Genomic DNA, 17,366 nt, shown 5'->3' with positions numbered 1-17,366 from the left:
AAAAGTCTTTCATGGTTTTACCTCCTTTACTTGTGATCCATATTCATATGTGAATTCATATCCATGTTCATCTTCTCATCATCCTTTGATCCATGCTGATGAGATGGATTTGTTGGTTCTACTATCGGATTTCCGTTCTCATCCAGTCGATTGACATCAACATTTGGATAGGAGGAATACGTTTGTTCTTTCACTACTCCTGGTTTCAGCAAAGCTCTAAACATTTCTGTCGTCTGTTTTGGAGCAGTTTTCTTCACATTTGCAACCCATGCATCAAACTGAGACTGATTCATCGAATGCACATTAAATTGCATATGTGTGAAATCTTTCCCAGAGAAATTTGCGCTTTTTCCAAGATACGTTCCGGGTTTATCTGCTTCTAGCCAAAGGTACATCGTCATTCCCGGCATGGTATACTCTTGACCGCCTAATTCAGGAACCCAAAAGGAGTTCATCGGTCCTACTGCGTTCAATTGAAATCGTACAGGAACGTTTGCAGGAATATTCACATAGTTGACCGTTTCGATTCCTTGCTCCGGATATTTGAATATCCATTTCCAGTTAGCAGATGTAACTTGTATCGTAATAGGTTTTTGATTTGGACTTGGAGATTTTTCTAGCTTAAACGTTGATTTTACTGTAGGAATAGCTAATGCAATAATGATGACGATAGGTATCGCTGTCCATAAAACTTCTAGCCATTTGTTTTCTTTTTGGTCTACTTCTACATATTCTTCATCAGTTGACTTTGCTCGATATTTCACAAGCATATACACAAAAAGCACGATAACTGCAATAAATACAATGGACATTAAAACGATTGACCACATAATCAAGCCATATTGTTCTTGAGCAACAGGTCCTTGTGGATTGAGAACTCCTGTTTTTAACGAACATCCTGAGAGTAAAAAGGTCATAGTAAGAAAAATCGCCACGTACACTGATTTTAATCGCATCTTTTGGTCACCTACTCCCTTTTCCAAATACTTTTGACCATAATTTTTAATAAATAAGACATACAACCTTCACTATTGAATTATAGAACCATTTTTTTTATAAAGTTGAGCCGTCCGTGACAGGTTTGTGAATAAATGAACTAAAATTATTACCAACAAAAAAAGAGCACAGCGCTGTAATCCCTTACATATCCTAGATAATGCACTTTTTCACGTTAAACGGCGGAAGGATAAAACTCAATAATTCTGTCCCATTTTATTCACTTGCTGTTATTCCAATAAAAAAGAGGAGTGATCAATGAAAGGGATCATTCCTCTTGTTTTTTTTGTTGTTTTGGAACACCCTTCTTAGAGAGTGTTCCAGTGCATGACATATAGTATCAGTCATACAAATCCAGAAATTTTAGAGTGAGAGCGTCTTTTGCAGTTGCACCAGCCGCTTCACTGTGCCATTCAATTCTTCCATCTTTTGGCGAACTTCACCAGCGCGTCGTCCAAGGCGGAACCATCGTTCAAGTCCTTCCAACTCTTGGATAATCTTCTCTAGTTGTCTCTTTTGCGAAGGGTTAGCTTTCTTTAGGTAATCTTTTACCATTGGTAGAATTTCTTGAATTTCTTGCTTTCTCCCTGCGGAAAAGTTATCAACATCCTGCTGATCTTTCCAGTCCTGATCAATTTCTTTGGAGAGTTTCTTCGACGTCCTGCGAAGCATAGTATCCCCATAATTTCCAGACGAAAGGCGAATTTCTTTTTTATTTTAAATTTAGAAAATGGGAGCGTCAATCAATAGATATAGGTTTTCATTGATTTGTGCAAATTGTTCTTCCAAACATTATATAGTAAAAATGAAACCAATAATTACAATAAAACAACCATCAATAAAGCATATCTCCCTGTATGTTAATCAGAATTAGATTCTCATACAGAGAGAAATGACTGGTGAGTTTCCTTTTTTAAACCGCCGCCTTATCCCTATTTTAGCTCACTAAGCGGTGTACGAACCTCCATTTCGACTCGGATTGATGAAGCTCCGGAGGCAAAGCTAGAGATTCTGGTGACTAGATATCCATTTTCCTCAGTGGTAGGAGTGTCTGTGAAAAGAGTGCCGTTACTATTTTTACCAGCTTGCTTCAGTTTAGTTCTGACACTTCCCTCTACAATTGTCACCTTTTCTGCTACTCGTTCAAAATGAGGATCGTACTTGGAATCATCAAAACTGTAACCAGCCATAGACATAGTTAATTCCCTTACACTAGATTACTGAGTACATCGTTATCGTATGATACTTTATTATTGGAAACAAGGGGTTTACTACTAATAGTACTTAGCTACCATCCAGTTGCATGATCAGCAATCTAGCCACCTAATATGTCTCAAAGACAAATTTCAAACTATTTCCCTTGTTTATAAAATGCTGCTGTTGCTTCTGCTTTCTCAAGTATCCTAGCATGCAGTACTTCAGGCTCTATCACTTTCATGCTATCTGCAAATCCCAATATGTAAGCTATTGCTTCTTCTTCTGTTTGAAAAGATAGTTTAACAGAAATCCAGTTTTTCTTTTCCTCTTCGTTAACTTCTACTATTTGTACAAACCGATCCGTAAAAGTCATTCTTGGTAAAATAGCAGGTGCGACTTCCACCCGAACTTCATAGCTTGGCATTTTATCAATAAAAGATTTTGTCGATGCTTTCCAGTACGCCGCTAGATTAAAATTTTTTGGTCTTTCAAATGTTTTTTGCATGCAATCTACCAATTGAATCCGTGATACGCGAAAAACTCGAATATCATCATCTTCTTTCATCGCAACAAAATACCATCTGCTTCCCTTTGCTACTAGACCTAGTGGTTTTACTACATAAACTTTCATCTCTCCATTAGCCAACTGATATTCTATTTGCAGTTTGTTTTCTTTCCAGATAGCATCTTTAAGTACTTCAAAACAATTCATTTGCTCTTTTTGAGCCCTCCATGTACTTGTATCCACATGGATTCGATTCCAAACTTCCTTTGCGTTTTCACGAAAATAGGAAGGAATAGAAGCAATCAGCTTATCTCTAGCTTCTTTTGATGAGTTGGTTAAGCCTAAATCATCCAGCAGTTGGGACGACGGAGTAAGAAGTAAAGCATAAATCTCTGTTTCTTTTAAGCCTGTCAATTTCGTTTCATATCCTTCTAATAGAGACCATCCTCCATTTTTCCCCCGTTCCGCAAAGATAGGTATGCCAGCAGCACTTAAAGCTTCCATATCTCGATAAATGGTTCTTTCGGATACTTCCAGTCTATCTGCCAATTGTTTGGCTGTCAGTTGTCCATGTGACTGCAATAATAAAAGAATACGTACTAACCGATCTCCTCTCATCCCTTTTCGTCCCTTTCAACAGCTTGATCTTTTTCTTGTAATTATGACATAGGATGTCAACTTTTCTCCATTATGATGAAAATGATCAGATTTCGAAAGGATGATTACATGAAAACACTGGAAGGAAAAGTTGCCCTTGTAACAGGGGCAAGCAGAGGTGCTGGAAGGGCTATTGCTGTTGAATTAGGTAAAGCAGGGGCAACCATATATGTTACGGGAAGGAGCACCAAAGGAAAATCTACCAATGGGTGGCCAGGTACAATCGATGATACAGTAAAACAAATAAAGGCAAGCGGCGGAAAAGGAATTGCTGTCCGCTGTGATCACACCAATGACTCGGAAACGGAAGCATTAATCAATCGGATTCGAAAAGAACAAGGGAAACTTGATGTTCTCGTAAATAATGTTTGGGGAGGTCACGATCTTTGGACGAACCCCAAAGACCAGCCTTTTTGGGAATTCTCATTAAAACATTGGGATACGATGTTTACTGCAGGAGTACGAGCACAATTGGCTACGAATCATTTTGCTATCCCGCTGCTCCGAGAAAACAAACAAGGACTTATTGTGCATACTACCTTTTGGGATCATGATAAATATACCGGCACCTTTTATTACGACCTGGCCAAAAATGCGTTGACACGGATGGCATATGGTTTATCTATAGAAGGAAAACAAGATAATATTGCTGTAATTGCGGTATCGCCCGGATGGATGAGAACAGAATTAGTCTTATTAACATTTCAAACCAATGAACAGCACTGGCAAGAAGTAGAAGCCCTGAAAAATACAGAAAGTCCTTATTATATCGGTAGAGCTATTGCTGCACTAGCAAGTGATACAAATATCATGAAAAAAAGTGGAAATGTACTCCAAGTTGGTGATCTGGCAAAAGAATATGGATTTACGGATATAGACGGGAGATATATTCCCCCGTTCACCATATGATCACAGGAATAATTCCTGTGATGACTTCTGTTTCTGATTTTCGGTCAACATGATTTCTAATATTACCTGCTGCATTATTCGCCACAAAAGCGCAGATGTGTGGGTAGAGCGTCCTTTGTGTTTTTTTAACAACAGACACGGACACACACATCAAGCGACTTTAAGGTGTTCAAATCTATTTATGCAGCAACCTCTAATACATTAAATGATTGACTTTGGTTTCCATTCGCTTTATCATTTGCTTGAGCAAGCAAATAACGATTGAGAAGGGATAGTTTATGATAGAGAAACTATTAAATGGCTGTCTCTATTTTACAGCGCAAAATTTATCGCGTGAAATCGGAAAGATGGCTGACGAAGCTTTTGCTCCGATTGGCTTATCTCCAACATACGCATTTATTGTTCTCGTCGTCATTGAACAGCCTGGGATTACATCAACAGATCTAGGAAAAGTACTGCATGTTGCACCATCCACTATTACCCGCTTTATTGATAAACTTATTTTAAAAGGCTTGGTAGAGCGACAAACAGAAGGAAAACTAGCGAAACTATACCCAACAGAAAAAGGAGAACAATTCCAACCAAAGATTCAAGCATGCTGGGATGATTTACATCATCGATATTCTGCTGTTCTTGGAAAAGAACTTGGTGATCAGATGAGTAACCAATTATTAGAGGCAAGTCGGCAATTAGCAAAGTAAAAAATTTTGCCCGTATATTTGCTTGTACAAACAATTATCGATTGGAGAGATATACCTTGAAAATTTTAGTAATTGTAACACATCCAAACTTAAATATTTCTCGAATAAATAAAAAATGGAAAGAAGCTGTCATGAATATATCTGATGTAACTGTTCATGATCTATATGAAAAATACCGCGATCAACCAATAGATATAGAACTCGAACAAAAACTACTTCTTGCTCATGATCGGATTGTTTTTCAATTTCCTTTGTATTGGTACAGCACGCCTGCCCTCTTAAAACAATGGTTTGATGAAGTCTTTACTTATGGCTGGGCACACGGCCCTGGTGGAACAAAATTGAACGGAAAAGAATGGGTCATTGCGACTTCTATCGGTTCCCCTGAACATTCTTATCAAGCTGGCGGATATAACACCTATTCTCTAAGTGAACTGACAAAACCGTTTCAAGCATCTGCTAATTTAGTAGGAATGACCTATCTTCCACCTTTTGCACAATACCGTGCAAATAAAATTAGTGATCAGGAGATCATGGATAGCGCAAAGCAATATACAGAACATATTACAAATGAAGAATTGAACCCAAAAATCCGCTTTCGCAACTATTTAAAACAACTTGAGGAAGCAAGTATTCAACTCTAATGAAAAGTTGTCCTTTTCAGGACAGCTTTTTTTCTATAAGTGTCAGTTCATTTTCATCAGCAGAAATTAATATTGCTTTTCGCCAGACAGAAGGTCCAGAATGAATTTCGATGATTTGGAGCCTTTAAGGATTCATTTTCAACCCCCACCCAATAGCCTCTGTATTTTCCACAACAGCACTGACAGGTTGTCAAAATAAATCATGCCATTTCCTATTATCTGCATCAATTAACATTTGAATCACTTTTCGATACATGGATTCGATACTATTGTAAAATCGTTCATCTATGTCTCCATAGGCATTGGTAGATTCCACACCCTTCTCCACACAATAATTGAAATTCCGACCACTTAAATATGGTTAGAAGTTATGCAACATTATTCTTGACAGTTTTCACTCTCATACTTACAATGTAAACATACGTTGTAAGTTTACATTGTAAGTTGAGGTGTTTTTTATGAAACGTAAAGGAACGAAATCACTTTCACGTAAAAAAGTTTTGCAATCCGCTCTAGAATTGATTGATAGAGAAGGATTAGAAGGTTTTAGCATGAGAAAACTCGGCACAGAACTTGGTGTAGAAGCTATGTCGATTTATAACCACATCGACAACAAAGATGCATTATTTGATGGCATAATCGAATACTTAATGCTTGAAGTCCCTTATCCGGTTAAAGCTGACATGACGCCTTATGATGAGTTTTGGAACTTTGCACATGTTTATCGAGATGTCCTGCGCGCTCATCCGCGAGTACTGCCTTTAGTGGCAACCCGTCCACTGCGTACACTAGCTTCCCTATCCATACTCGAGCGCCTTATGGCTGCTCTCCATCGAGCAAATGTATCTGGACTTCAGGCACTATATGCGATTAACAGTATGGCAGGTTTTATCATCGGTCATGAGTTACTCACCAATGAATCAGTACCCATAACCAGTATTCCAGCCAAACCTACTGATATGTCGATATGGAATCAACTTTTGGAAGAAGACTACCCTTTCCTCCATCATTCGATTGCTGATCTGAAAAACTGGGATCCTGATCGTGAATTTGACTTTGGATTACAAGCACTATTACAAAACATGTTAAAACACGACCCCAAATGCTCGAATTAAGGAGAGAGAAATAAAATGAATAAAAAAATTCTTATATCTGGTGCTAGTATCGCAGGTCCTGTGTTGGCTTACTGGCTGCAAAAATATGGGTTTCAACCTACTATTGTGGAGAAATCACCCATTCTTCGCAGCGGTGGATATAAAGTAGATATTCGTGGAGTTGCGATAAAAGTTATCGAAAAAATGGGATTGATGCAAGAAATACGGCAAAACGATACAAATATGCGCGGTGGAACCTATGTAAACGAGAAAAATAAACCCCTTGCTACAATGTCTGCTGATATCTTTAATCTTCGCAGTGAGGGTGATGCAGAAGTGATGCGAGGAGACTTGGCAAATATTTTCTATGACCATACGAAAAATGAGGTCGAATATGTTTTTGGAGATTCTATTTCTTCCATTATAGAAGAAGATGACGAAATAATAGTAACTTTTGAACATAGTGAACCAAGAACATTCGATCTTGTGATAGGTGCTGACGGGCTACATTCCAACGTCCGCAATCTCGTCTTTGGTGATGAGTCACAGTTTATCAACCATCTCGGATTTTATGTTGCTATCTTTACCATTCCAAACTACTTAAACCTTGATCAATGGGAACTCTATTTTCATGCTCCCGACAAAGTAGTAAGTATTTATAGTACAAAAAAACAGGCTGAAGCCAAAAGTTTTTTTGCTTTTAAATCACCAGTGCTATCTTATGATCACCATGACAAAGAGCAGCAAAAAAGCCTTCTTGCAGATGCCTTTTCTGGTGTAGGTTGGCAGATTCCCCAACTTCTCATGCACATGAAAGGTGCAGAAGATTTCTACTTTGATTCGATGAGTCAAATTAAGATGGATCATTGGTCCATCGGCAGAACTGCACTGCTTGGAGACGCTGCTTATTGTGGATCGCCTGCCTCTGGTCAAGGGACAAGCATGGCACTTGTAGGAGCATATATTCTAGCTGGTGAACTGGCTTCATCATCAGTAGATTATCGTTTGGCTTTCACACGTTATGAGAATAAAATGCGAGATTTTGTGCAAAAAAATCAAAAGTTAGCATTAGACCTCATCGGTGATTTTATTCCCAAATCAAAAACACAAATATTTTTCCGCAGCCAAATGATCCGGCTTCTGCCCTACCTACCAGGAAAGAAACTTATTCTTGGAAAAATGATAGATCAGGTTGAACAAGCGGCAAATACGATTAACCTTCAAGATTATAACTTAAACGAAGAATAGGAGTATTCTTTTATCTGAAGCGAAATGGAAATGAAAAACGAATGAATTTCGACTTATGCCAAACATGGAATGTTTACTAAAATAAATACTAAGAAGTCCCTTTCACTCCTTAAATGAATCGTTAGGGGAGTGAAAGGAGGTTTCTTAAGTTAATAATTTCGGAACGGTTCTTCTGTCGCATTACTGTATCAGAAAAGTAATATCATTGCTTCTTATGAATTTTTTATAACCAAAAGAGAAACATCCTTTTGTCCCTTGTATTATACAATCCGTATCAGGCTATCATTTTTCAGCGTCGATATGAGAACTCTTTGAAGACTCACCCATACGCCAGTAAACGATGAAACTAACGAAAATACAAGCGGCTACATAGTAGTAAAAGACACTTTCCGTCCCTATGCTCTTAAACCATAGAGCGATGAACTCTGCTGTCCCTCCGAAGATTGCAACCGTTACTCCGTATGGAAAACCTACACCAAGCGCCCGAATTTCTGTTGGGAAAAGCTCAGCTTTCACGATTGCATTGATTGAAGTGTAACCAGTAACAATAATTAGACCAACCATCATGAGAAGAAAAGCACCATATGGGTTTTTGGTATGTTCCATAATGAGGAAGAGCGGCACTGTCAGTAACGTTCCAAAAATACCAAAACCAATCAGTAATGGACGACGTCCAATTCGGTCAGACAGCAAACCCGCCAGCGGTTGGAGCAAAGCAAATACCAACAGAGCTGCAAAGTTGATCCAGCTGACAATATCTTTTGGAAGCCCAACAGTATTCACCATAAACTTTTGTAAATATGTCGTGTACGTATAGAACGCAACGGTTCCTCCAAGTGTCAGACCAACGACTACCAGTACTGCTTTCGGGTGCTTCATCAGAGCTCGAATCGTTCCAGCACTCTCTTTGTTTTTAGAACTCATTTTTGAGAACTGCTCTGATTCGTCCATCGTACGACGAAGCCACAATACCGCCAATGCTCCCATTGCTCCGATAACAAAAGGAATGCGCCAACCCCACATCTTCATTTCCGGTTCGGTGAGCATTTGTTGCAAAATAATCTGAACACCTAGTGCGACCAACTGTCCAGCAATCAATGTTACATACTGAAAACTGGAATAAAAGCCGCGCCGACCTTTATTAGCCATCTCAGATAGATAGGTTGCTGATGTTCCATACTCTCCACCCAGCGACAGCCCTTGAAGCAAACGAGCGAGAACGAGAATGATGGGAGCCAGCACGCCAATGGTGCCATAACCAGGTGTACAAGCAATAATCAAGGAACCACCTGCCATGACTGTAATGGAAAGCGTCAATGCAGCACGACGTCCATGGCGATCAGCGTAGCGACCTAGTAACAAACTTCCTAATGGACGCATCAGAAAGCCGACAGCGAAGATTGCCGATGTGTTAAGCAGTTGGCTTGTTGGATCTCCCTTTGGAAAAAACACTTCTGAAAAATATACCGAAAAAGCTGCATAGACGTACCAATCATACCATTCGATTAGGTTTCCAACCGAACCTTTGAAGATGTTACTTGCAATGCTACGTGTTTTTACCTGATCATTCGTTTGAGCCATTGTCACATCCCCTTATGAGTTTTGAAGTAAAAAAAACACTTTTGCTGCTATGATACAATTTCATTTTTATACAGAGAGCGTTTCCATTTTAAAGGACAATCATGAGAGTCATTTTTGTTTTAACGATTCAGGTAATATTTTGCAAATAATCCGATATAATGACCAGCTATTCAGATCGATCTACCAATTGTCTATCATCTATTCAATCAGCTTAAAATTTTTAAAATTAACAAGCAATGCCGCTTTTAATCATCCTCATTTTGTTCCTATTTCTCTGTATAAAAATATATTATCAGATATAATTATATTATTTTAACTTTCCTCTGCCAATATCATTTTCACTATTAACTTTATTGAATTAGAATGAATTACTTCGTAGACCACTTTACAATTGCATAAAACGATGATCCTTTTCTCACCATCAGTACCCCAATCATAGCTTCGCCAGGACGCTTTTCTTGTACCATCTTGGTTACAAACCGGTTCACTTTCTTATCTATTTCCGTTACGGGAGTTCCATCAGCTTTGTTTGCATAGCCGATTTTTTTGCGAAAGTAACGAAGCATGGTAGCTCCAGCTTCTCGAGCTACATCTTGCGCAAAGCGAAGCTCATCTGTGTATCGATTTTTTGTCATTTCTCCTCTTTCAGCGATCTTTCGCTACGACATGAATGGATCAATGAAATGATCCATTTTTATTGTATAAAATAATTCAACAGAAAGAAATAATTGCTGATTCTTTACAATTATTTAACGATAGCTAAATAGAAAAAGGATATTATCAATAAATACAGAGCAGTCATCGCAACGATACTTATCGGGAACAATCAGAGGAGACATAAGGTGAATATTCTCCGCAACCCTTCACCGTCAGAACTTTCAGCTAAGCTCATCGGGCAGCCTTCTATTCTGCTCGTACAAGGCGAGTTTGCCACAACATATCGGGAGCAGATGTGCAGTCTGAAAATGATCGACATGGATATGGGTCTCAGCGAAGCAACCATCCTTGATGAAGATACTAGTGAAAAGCAAATCTCTATTGTCCTGCATGCGTACAAGAAAGCACTTAAAGAGCCTGCTCCAATCGCACTTTTGGGGTTTGATGCAAGTGCTGTGCTGATTAAATCCATGTGGTATCACAACATGGAAAATCGCCATATCATTTTTGCATACTTTGGGGATTATGTTCCCGAACAAGGTATTAAGTTTTCCCGTGACATGCCTTTTAAAAACTACTACACCGAGAAACAGGCATTGATTCACAGTAGAAACAATGGTGCAGATACGTGTGCATTTATCGATCGCAGTCTGTTCTCCTAACCATAGCGCTATACCTTCTAGGTTATAACGCTGGAATTACGAGAATATACTAAACTCGTAAAAATTCGGCGGTGCCTGATCAGACACCGCCGAATCCCTTCTATTATATGTAACCCCGCTTCTGTTATAAATACACTTTATTATTTCCTCCTACCTCACTCAGCTTTCTTTCATCTACTATCAATCCCATTACTGTTTAAGAAATTTTATCTGCCAAAATATCCTCAATCCTTTAAGAAAAAAACAAAATTTAATCATAAAAAATCCATAAACATTGTGATATATGAATAGTTTTATATGATAGGATCAAACAGTCGGCGAATTTCCGAAAAAATACTTTTTATCCTTTTCGTAATTTTCCGCATTCAATCATTTTATCTTTAAGGAGGACATGCATGCCGCCAAAAATATTTAGTATTCGCAACCTAGTTATAACAGGAATCGTGGCAGGAATTGCAGTCTCTTTACCCATTTATCCATCGAGTTGGGCGAAACCTTCTGCTGTAAAAATAAAAGCAGAAGATTTTCGAAGTCAAACAAGCAAAGATTTTTCCAAAGGAAAAAGCAAAAATGTGAAGATGGAGACAGAAGGGAAACAATCCATTCTAACACCAGATAACGATAATCAAAACGCAACTTATCTTTCCCCAATAATGAAGACAAAGTTTCCTTTTCATGCTGTTGGATTACATTGGAAAAATCGATCTGCTAACAGAGCTCAGACTGAAGGTTATATCCATGTAAAAGTAAGAGTTTCTACGGATGGAGAAAAATGGTCTAATTGGATAGACGCATCTGCAAGTAACGATACAGGACCAAACCCCAAGCAAGAAGAGACTTTTAGCAATCTGATTTTTACTGATAAATCCTCTTATGTCCAATACAGTGTGGAGCTGCAAGGGAAGAAAAAAATCAAACCGCGTTTGAAAGATATTAAAGTAACCGTGATAAATTCCGAAGATGGAGAAAAAGTAACTGTCAAACAATCCCTATGGGGATTGATTAGTGACAAAGCAAATGCAGATTCTCCTAAACCAAATGTGGTATCTCGTCAACAATGGGGCGCAGATGAGACACTTCGCTTTAAAAATGGTGTAGAAACTTGGCCGAGAGAATATCATTCCGTATCTCACTTGTTTATACACCATACGGATACGGAAGGCGGTAGTTCCACTGATCCAGCAGCGATGATTCGTGGTATTTACTACTACCATGCTGTGACCAAAGGCTGGGGAGACATTGCTTATAATGCCCTCATTGGGCCAGATGGTAAAATCTACGAGGGTCGAAAAGGTAATGACAATGATGTACTTACCTCGAATGTGGTGGGAGCCGGTACTTATGGTTTTAATAAGGGCGGTTACGCCATCGCATTAATGGGTAACTATGAGACGAATCCGTTACCTGCAAATATGAAGTCGACATTAATAACGCTATTAACCTATCAATCGAGCATACACGGCATTGATCCTAGTGGTAAATCTGATTTTGTACGGGATTACACCATATCGGATCCTTCTGTGCCAAAGGTTGATTATAATGTCCCAAATATTGCAGGACATCGCGATTCAAAATATACACCAGGTACTTTGTGTCCTGGGGATTATGTATACAATAACTTGGCAAGTATTCGTACTGCTGTGAAAACAGCTTTAAATACGCCGGTTCTAAACCCCAACTTAAAGCGTTTATCAGGTGCAAACCGTTATGCTACTTCTGCAGAAATAAGCAAAGAAATTGATGCACTTGGAAACACATCTGATACGGTGATTATTGCCCGTGGCGATTTATTTGCAGATGCACTCGCTGGTGGAACAATCGCAGCAAAAACGAAATCTCCCATTTTGCTCACAGATCCAAATGGTCTGCGAACCGAAACGCAAGCGGAAATCCAACGTCGTAAACCTACAAAAGCCATCATCCTTGGTGGGACAGGAGCCGTTTCCGTAAATGTGGAAAATCAGTTGAAAGCACTTGGTATTAGTACTGTCCAACGTATTGCTGGAGCAGATCGTTATGAAGGTGCAGCGATAACAGCAGAACAAACAGTTTCGGGGACAAATACCGATACCGCATTTATTGCCAGCGGATTGAACTTCCCGGATGCATTAGCAGCATCGAGTGTTGCAGCACAAAAAGGATGGCCTATTCTACTTGTGAAAACTGATTTTGTTCCATCCCAGATTCAAGCATTCATCCAATCACACCCAGAAATAAAAAATTATTATATCGTCGGCGGGTCAGGTGTCGTTTCGGATAATGTCCAAAATTACTTACAAACGTATGGGACAGTTACTCGAATCGGCGGCATCAATCGCTTTGAAACTGCAGTCAACATTGCAAAGCAGTTTAATATGAGTGCAACATCACTTGTATTCGCAGATGGAACATCATTTCCTGATGCCCTGTCTGGCGGACCTCTTGCTGCTTATACTGCTTCTCCTATTTTGTTAACCAAACCATCGGTCTTGCCGACAGAGACAGAAACTTTTGTTTCCAGTAAACAAGGCGAGTTCCAAAAGGGTTATATTTTAGGAGGTTCTGGTGCGGTTTCTGTTGCGATAGAAAGTAAGTTAGGAAATTATATTAAATAAGTAAAAGCATTGTCTCAGACAATGCTTTTACTTATTTAAACGGCTTTGCTATCATCAAATACAAAATAACAAGAGGCAGTATGGTAGCAATTGTTCCAAAAACAGCCCAGAGTTGAGATGTTTTCTGATATTTGTTTCCTTCCAGAGGCTGAACGCTTAATCTTATCATTTTCTTATGTAAAGGAATTAGTAAAAATAACCACAAAATACTGGTTGTAAATGAATAAATAACCAAACTTTCATTTTACCCTCCCCATCTCCTAACACATAAAGACAACTTGTTATATACAGACCGTCAGTATGTAAACTGACATGTATAACAACAACACTTCATACGAGATAATCAATTCAGATTATTTGCCGTTTTTTCTCTTCCTGTTGTTACACTGCAGCCTGAACAATTGCATTTTAACTAAGTTGATATAACCAAGTTATCTACCGCCAAGCTGGTGATTCTCGGTTATGTCCAAAACATGCTCAACCCATAAAGAAAAAAGAAGCTTTGTTTTAGACAACGCTTCTTTTTTCAAATTTCACTATAAAAAGCCAAATATTTCGATTAGAATAGTAGACGAGTGCCCATAAATTAATATAAAATACTATATAATTCTATTTTTTACGTATTGAGGGAAATTAGTTTCTACTGCATAAGACTTTACCAAATTTTGTGAGGGAAACATGATGATTAAAACAATGACCTTATTTCGGAATATAGCAGATCCGAATCGCTTCCTAGCTTTTTATGAAAGCATTTTTCCAAAAATCCATGAGTTTCCTGGAGTAATTCAAACAAACGTCACAAAGATATTTGAAAAAGATCAAGATCAGAGTGGAGTTCAGCTCATTTTTGAAACATTGTATGAGTCCGAAGAAGCAATGCAAAAAGTAATGCGTTTGCCAGAAGCTGTTGAACTCATGAATAAAGTAAACTATAGTTTCGTTGCCGATTTCTATTTTTTTGTAGGGCAGGAAGAATATATCGACTTGCAACATAAGAATACATATTTTGATTCGATCGATACACCAAACTTGAGTAACGACTAACTCTATCGGAAAAATTGAAGATTGAAACTGCCTCAAAATTCGATTATCTTACTAACGTCTTTTAAAAAGTATTGGCATTTCTTTTATCGAGTATGTTAAAGAGATCGGATTCATCACGGGTTCCTTATTATCCTTCAACTCCAATTGATGGAATTGTTCAAATAGCACTTTCAGTACAACACTCGCCTCCAATCGAGCTAGCGGTGCTCCTAGACAAAAATGAATGCCATGTCCAAAAGCAGTATGTTTTAAATTAGTACGATGAATATCAAATTGATCCGGATTTGAAAAAACGGACTCATCTCGATTCGCTGATCCCATCCAAGCATTGATGAGATCACCTTTTTTAATCTGTTTCCCTCTTAATTCAATATCTTTTGCCGCAATTCGATTGACATATTGGAGAGGAGAACGATAACGGAGAACTTCTTCGATTGTTTTCGGGATATCTTCGGGATGATTTATCAAATGTTCTTGTACCGCTGGATTTTCGATAAGGGTGAGAATAGCACTACTAATAAGATTTGTCGTTGTTTCATTTCCAGCCACTAATAAAAGAATACAAAAACCTAACAAATCATTGTTGGATAGTTTTTCCCCATTTACTTCTGCTTCGACCAGTCGAGAAATGATATCATCCTTTGGTTCCGCTTTACGTTGTTCAAATAAACGTAAAAAATATTGTGCCATTTCTTTTTGCGAGCGTAGAAAAGTCTCTTCTCCACCTTCTATTTCAGAAGGCTGCTTTAAGATCATGATAGACCATTCTCGAAATTTTTCTTGATCATCGGGAGAAATACCTAATAATTTTGCAATAACCTGAATTGGTATAGGAGTTGCCAGATCATATGGTACATCCATTTCACCCTTGTCTTCCAATGTCTTCATTAATTTCTTTGTAGTCTCCTCTATCCAAGGTCTCATATTTTCAACCGTTTTTGGAGTAAATACATTGGAAACGAGCATGCGTAGTTGTTTATGTCGTGGCGGATCACTCAATGCAAGACTATTAGATGAGGGATTTTCTTCAATTTTCGGCATGTACTGATTGGAGAAATGTTCATAATCACTTAGTACTCTTTGCACATCATCATAACGAAAAACATGCCATGTTCCCTTTGGACCATGATAGTGTAAATAATTTGCATCATACATCACTGGGTTTTCTTCTGCCATCTTTTTATACCAAGGAAATGGGTTAAAAGAAGAATATTCCAAAGTAATCCCTCCATTTATTTAATAATTTTAACTAGCAACTATATTATATTTTACTGGTGAAATGATAGAAAGTTGAAATAGCTGAATTATATTAAATATTTCCTATAGTACTCCTTAGAACAACATGAATATGGAAAGGAACAGTTGGATGATTAAATCGATGATTGTCTATAAGAATCTGGACAAACCCGCAGATTTTCGGGAATTTTACACCAATAAAATTTTTCCTATTGCGAAAGAAACAACAGGAATTATGGGTATCAAGATAACCAACATTGCTCAAGAGGTAAGCGAAAAAATCACTGCATCGATCGCAGGCATTCAATTTATATTAGAATTATTCTTTGAATCCGAAGATTCCATGTCGGAAGTACTGCGGACGCCAGCGGGGAAAAAATTGATGAAGACCATCGAAGAAGAATCTCCTGGAGAGATATTTTATTTATTTGGATATCAAAAAACCTATAACCCAAAAAGCGTAAATCTGAAAACCTTAATTAGACCAACTTGGGATTCTATATCATAATGCGACATTGGGGATGGTTCTCTAGTCGTGTTCTGAAATTACAAAGGCTAACAACTAAGTTAGCCTTTTGTTTTAAATACTATTTTCGGTATCTGGATGAATTTGATTTCGTCACGTAACTCTTGCAATTTTTCCCGCAGCGCGTCGACTTTGGCAAACATAATACTATCTCCTTTTTATTCTTAACCTAACCAGCTCTCTACCAATCGTTCTACCTTCGCTGTTCCACGGAGCTGTTCCATCCATTTCTTTGGAATTCCATCCAGCCCCACTTTCACACCAAATAATCCCCCAGCAATAGCAGCATTGGTGTCCGTATCTTCTCCTAAAGAAATCGCCTTCTTGATTACATTCTCAAAGGTAGATTCATTTGTGGCAATTCGTACACTTTGAATGGTTTCCACCACATAACCGCTTCCCGTACTAACTGGCTCCTGCTCAGGACGGATAGTCTGTTCCAACTCGATAAACTCCGCACTTGCTGGTCCATATATTTCTCTTAATTTTTTTACCGCTAAATGATATGCTGCCTCTATTTCTAATCCGTTAGATACTGCTCTGACCCATAAACAGTAAAGAGCACATGCAACTTGATTCGTCAAATGACCATGGGTAACAAGTGATTGAATATGGCTGTCAGCTACTAATTCTTCATCGCTACCTCGATGCCATAAAGCTAGTGGAAGTACTCGCATCAAAGCACCATTTCCTTTTCCTTCTGGAAAAACAAATCCTGATCTCTCAGGAGACAATCCATTATGATAAGCTTGCAAAGCAGCTTGTGTTTGTATTCCTACATCAAACACATGTCCATCAACTGCCCAAAGTCCTTTCGCATACCAAGACCAGAGCTTATCCGCAAAATGAGATAAATCCATTTGATCACATTCCAGCAGCGATGCTAACAAACACAATGCTTGAGCACCATCATCCGACCAAGTGCCAACAGGCACTCCCGAATGTGCACGCATAAAACCATGTGGAGGAACCATATCAATTTGTTGCATGGGAGGAAGTTGATCAGCCGTATGAAATTCATAAGGAACGCCTACTGCATCCCCAATTAATAATCCATACAAGCCGCCTAGACGCTGATTTTGATTCATCTTACACCTCACCGATCTAAAGTCTAC

The 17,366-nt window shown here is 38.5% G+C and carries 18 protein-coding genes; 9 read left to right on the top strand and 9 right to left on the bottom strand.

The window, feature by feature from the left end; all coding sequences use genetic code 11:
• Positions 1 to 26 precede the first annotated feature (26 nt).
• From qoxA to AC5WOC_RS14900, 4 genes are all read right to left on the bottom strand, one after another.
• Complete coding sequence (gene qoxA, locus AC5WOC_RS14915; RefSeq protein WP_496056204.1) at positions 27 to 956, bottom strand: cytochrome aa3 quinol oxidase subunit II; 930 nt, start codon at positions 954 to 956, stop codon at positions 27 to 29.
• 403 nt (positions 957 to 1,359) lie between these two features.
• Positions 1,360 to 1,668, bottom strand: a complete 309-nt coding sequence (locus tag AC5WOC_RS14910; protein WP_496056203.1) for a hypothetical protein — start codon at positions 1,666 to 1,668, stop codon at positions 1,360 to 1,362.
• A 260-nt stretch (positions 1,669 to 1,928) separates the two neighbouring features.
• Positions 1,929 to 2,192: a hypothetical protein gene (locus AC5WOC_RS14905; protein WP_496056202.1), complete on the bottom strand. Its 264-nt coding sequence runs from the start codon at positions 2,190 to 2,192 to the stop codon at positions 1,929 to 1,931.
• Positions 2,193 to 2,347: 155 nt separating this feature from the next.
• Entirely contained in the window at positions 2,348 to 3,316 is a 969-nt protein-coding gene (locus AC5WOC_RS14900; protein ID WP_496056201.1) for a helix-turn-helix transcriptional regulator, read from the bottom strand.
• 108 nt (positions 3,317 to 3,424) lie between these two features.
• Here AC5WOC_RS14900 and AC5WOC_RS14895 point away from each other — a divergent pair, with 108 nt between their 5' ends.
• The 3 genes from AC5WOC_RS14895 to AC5WOC_RS14885 all read left to right on the top strand — a co-directional run bounded on the left by AC5WOC_RS14895 (position 3,425) and on the right by AC5WOC_RS14885 (position 5,609).
• Complete coding sequence (locus tag AC5WOC_RS14895) at positions 3,425 to 4,264, top strand: SDR family NAD(P)-dependent oxidoreductase (protein ID WP_496056200.1); 840 nt, start codon at positions 3,425 to 3,427, stop codon at positions 4,262 to 4,264.
• Between the two features lie 278 nt (positions 4,265 to 4,542).
• On the top strand, positions 4,543 to 4,965 hold the full coding sequence (locus tag AC5WOC_RS14890) for a MarR family winged helix-turn-helix transcriptional regulator (RefSeq protein WP_496056199.1): 423 nt from the start codon (positions 4,543 to 4,545) through the stop codon (positions 4,963 to 4,965).
• 56 nt (positions 4,966 to 5,021) lie between these two features.
• Entirely contained in the window at positions 5,022 to 5,609 is a 588-nt protein-coding gene (locus AC5WOC_RS14885) for an NAD(P)H-dependent oxidoreductase (RefSeq protein ID WP_496056198.1), read from the top strand.
• A gap of 190 nt (positions 5,610 to 5,799) precedes the next feature.
• On the opposite strand, the gene AC5WOC_RS14880 is transcribed toward AC5WOC_RS14885, so the two are convergent.
• Positions 5,800 to 5,925, bottom strand: a complete 126-nt coding sequence (locus AC5WOC_RS14880; RefSeq protein ID WP_496056197.1) for a hypothetical protein — start codon at positions 5,923 to 5,925, stop codon at positions 5,800 to 5,802.
• 142 nt (positions 5,926 to 6,067) lie between these two features.
• Between AC5WOC_RS14880 and AC5WOC_RS14875 the strand changes: the two genes are divergently transcribed.
• Both AC5WOC_RS14875 and AC5WOC_RS14870 read left to right on the top strand, forming a co-directional pair.
• Positions 6,068 to 6,724, top strand: a complete 657-nt coding sequence (locus tag AC5WOC_RS14875) for a TetR/AcrR family transcriptional regulator C-terminal domain-containing protein (RefSeq protein WP_496056196.1) — start codon at positions 6,068 to 6,070, stop codon at positions 6,722 to 6,724.
• 15 nt (positions 6,725 to 6,739) lie between these two features.
• The gene (locus AC5WOC_RS14870; RefSeq protein WP_496056195.1) at positions 6,740 to 7,951 is read left to right on the top strand and encodes an FAD-dependent monooxygenase; all 1,212 of its coding nucleotides are present in this window, start codon (positions 6,740 to 6,742) and stop codon (positions 7,949 to 7,951) included.
• A gap of 282 nt (positions 7,952 to 8,233) precedes the next feature.
• On the opposite strand, the gene AC5WOC_RS14865 is transcribed toward AC5WOC_RS14870, so the two are convergent.
• Positions 8,234 to 9,532, bottom strand: a complete 1,299-nt coding sequence (locus tag AC5WOC_RS14865; RefSeq protein WP_496056194.1) for an MFS transporter — start codon at positions 9,530 to 9,532, stop codon at positions 8,234 to 8,236.
• 368 nt (positions 9,533 to 9,900) lie between these two features.
• Positions 9,901 to 10,167: an inositol monophosphatase family protein gene (locus AC5WOC_RS14860; protein WP_496056193.1), complete on the bottom strand. Its 267-nt coding sequence runs from the start codon at positions 10,165 to 10,167 to the stop codon at positions 9,901 to 9,903.
• A 207-nt stretch (positions 10,168 to 10,374) separates the two neighbouring features.
• On the opposite strand from AC5WOC_RS14860, the gene AC5WOC_RS14855 reads away from it, so the two are divergent.
• The 3 genes from AC5WOC_RS14855 to AC5WOC_RS14845 all read left to right on the top strand — a co-directional run bounded on the left by AC5WOC_RS14855 (position 10,375) and on the right by AC5WOC_RS14845 (position 14,489).
• The gene (locus AC5WOC_RS14855) at positions 10,375 to 10,851 is read left to right on the top strand and encodes a hypothetical protein (protein ID WP_496056192.1); all 477 of its coding nucleotides are present in this window, start codon (positions 10,375 to 10,377) and stop codon (positions 10,849 to 10,851) included.
• 395 nt (positions 10,852 to 11,246) lie between these two features.
• A complete protein-coding gene (locus AC5WOC_RS14850; protein WP_496056191.1) occupies positions 11,247 to 13,445 on the top strand; it encodes a cell wall-binding repeat-containing protein in 2,199 nt (732 codons plus the stop codon).
• A gap of 678 nt (positions 13,446 to 14,123) precedes the next feature.
• On the top strand, positions 14,124 to 14,489 hold the full coding sequence (locus AC5WOC_RS14845) for a hypothetical protein (RefSeq protein WP_496056190.1): 366 nt from the start codon (positions 14,124 to 14,126) through the stop codon (positions 14,487 to 14,489).
• A 51-nt stretch (positions 14,490 to 14,540) separates the two neighbouring features.
• On the opposite strand, the gene AC5WOC_RS14840 is transcribed toward AC5WOC_RS14845, so the two are convergent.
• The gene (locus AC5WOC_RS14840) at positions 14,541 to 15,707 is read right to left on the bottom strand and encodes a cytochrome P450 (RefSeq protein WP_496056189.1); all 1,167 of its coding nucleotides are present in this window, start codon (positions 15,705 to 15,707) and stop codon (positions 14,541 to 14,543) included.
• A gap of 148 nt (positions 15,708 to 15,855) precedes the next feature.
• Here AC5WOC_RS14840 and AC5WOC_RS14835 point away from each other — a divergent pair, with 148 nt between their 5' ends.
• Positions 15,856 to 16,233, top strand: a complete 378-nt coding sequence (locus AC5WOC_RS14835) for an EthD family reductase (RefSeq protein WP_496056188.1) — start codon at positions 15,856 to 15,858, stop codon at positions 16,231 to 16,233.
• A gap of 182 nt (positions 16,234 to 16,415) precedes the next feature.
• On the opposite strand, the gene AC5WOC_RS14830 is transcribed toward AC5WOC_RS14835, so the two are convergent.
• Positions 16,416 to 17,339, bottom strand: a complete 924-nt coding sequence (locus AC5WOC_RS14830) for an ADP-ribosylglycohydrolase family protein (RefSeq protein WP_496056187.1) — start codon at positions 17,337 to 17,339, stop codon at positions 16,416 to 16,418.
• Positions 17,340 to 17,366: the final 27 nt, after the last annotated feature.

The organism is Shimazuella sp. NTD247 (assembly GCF_059510415.1).
Note: the sequence above shows the minus strand (reverse complement) of the source record. Positions and strands in the feature narration are given on the sequence as shown.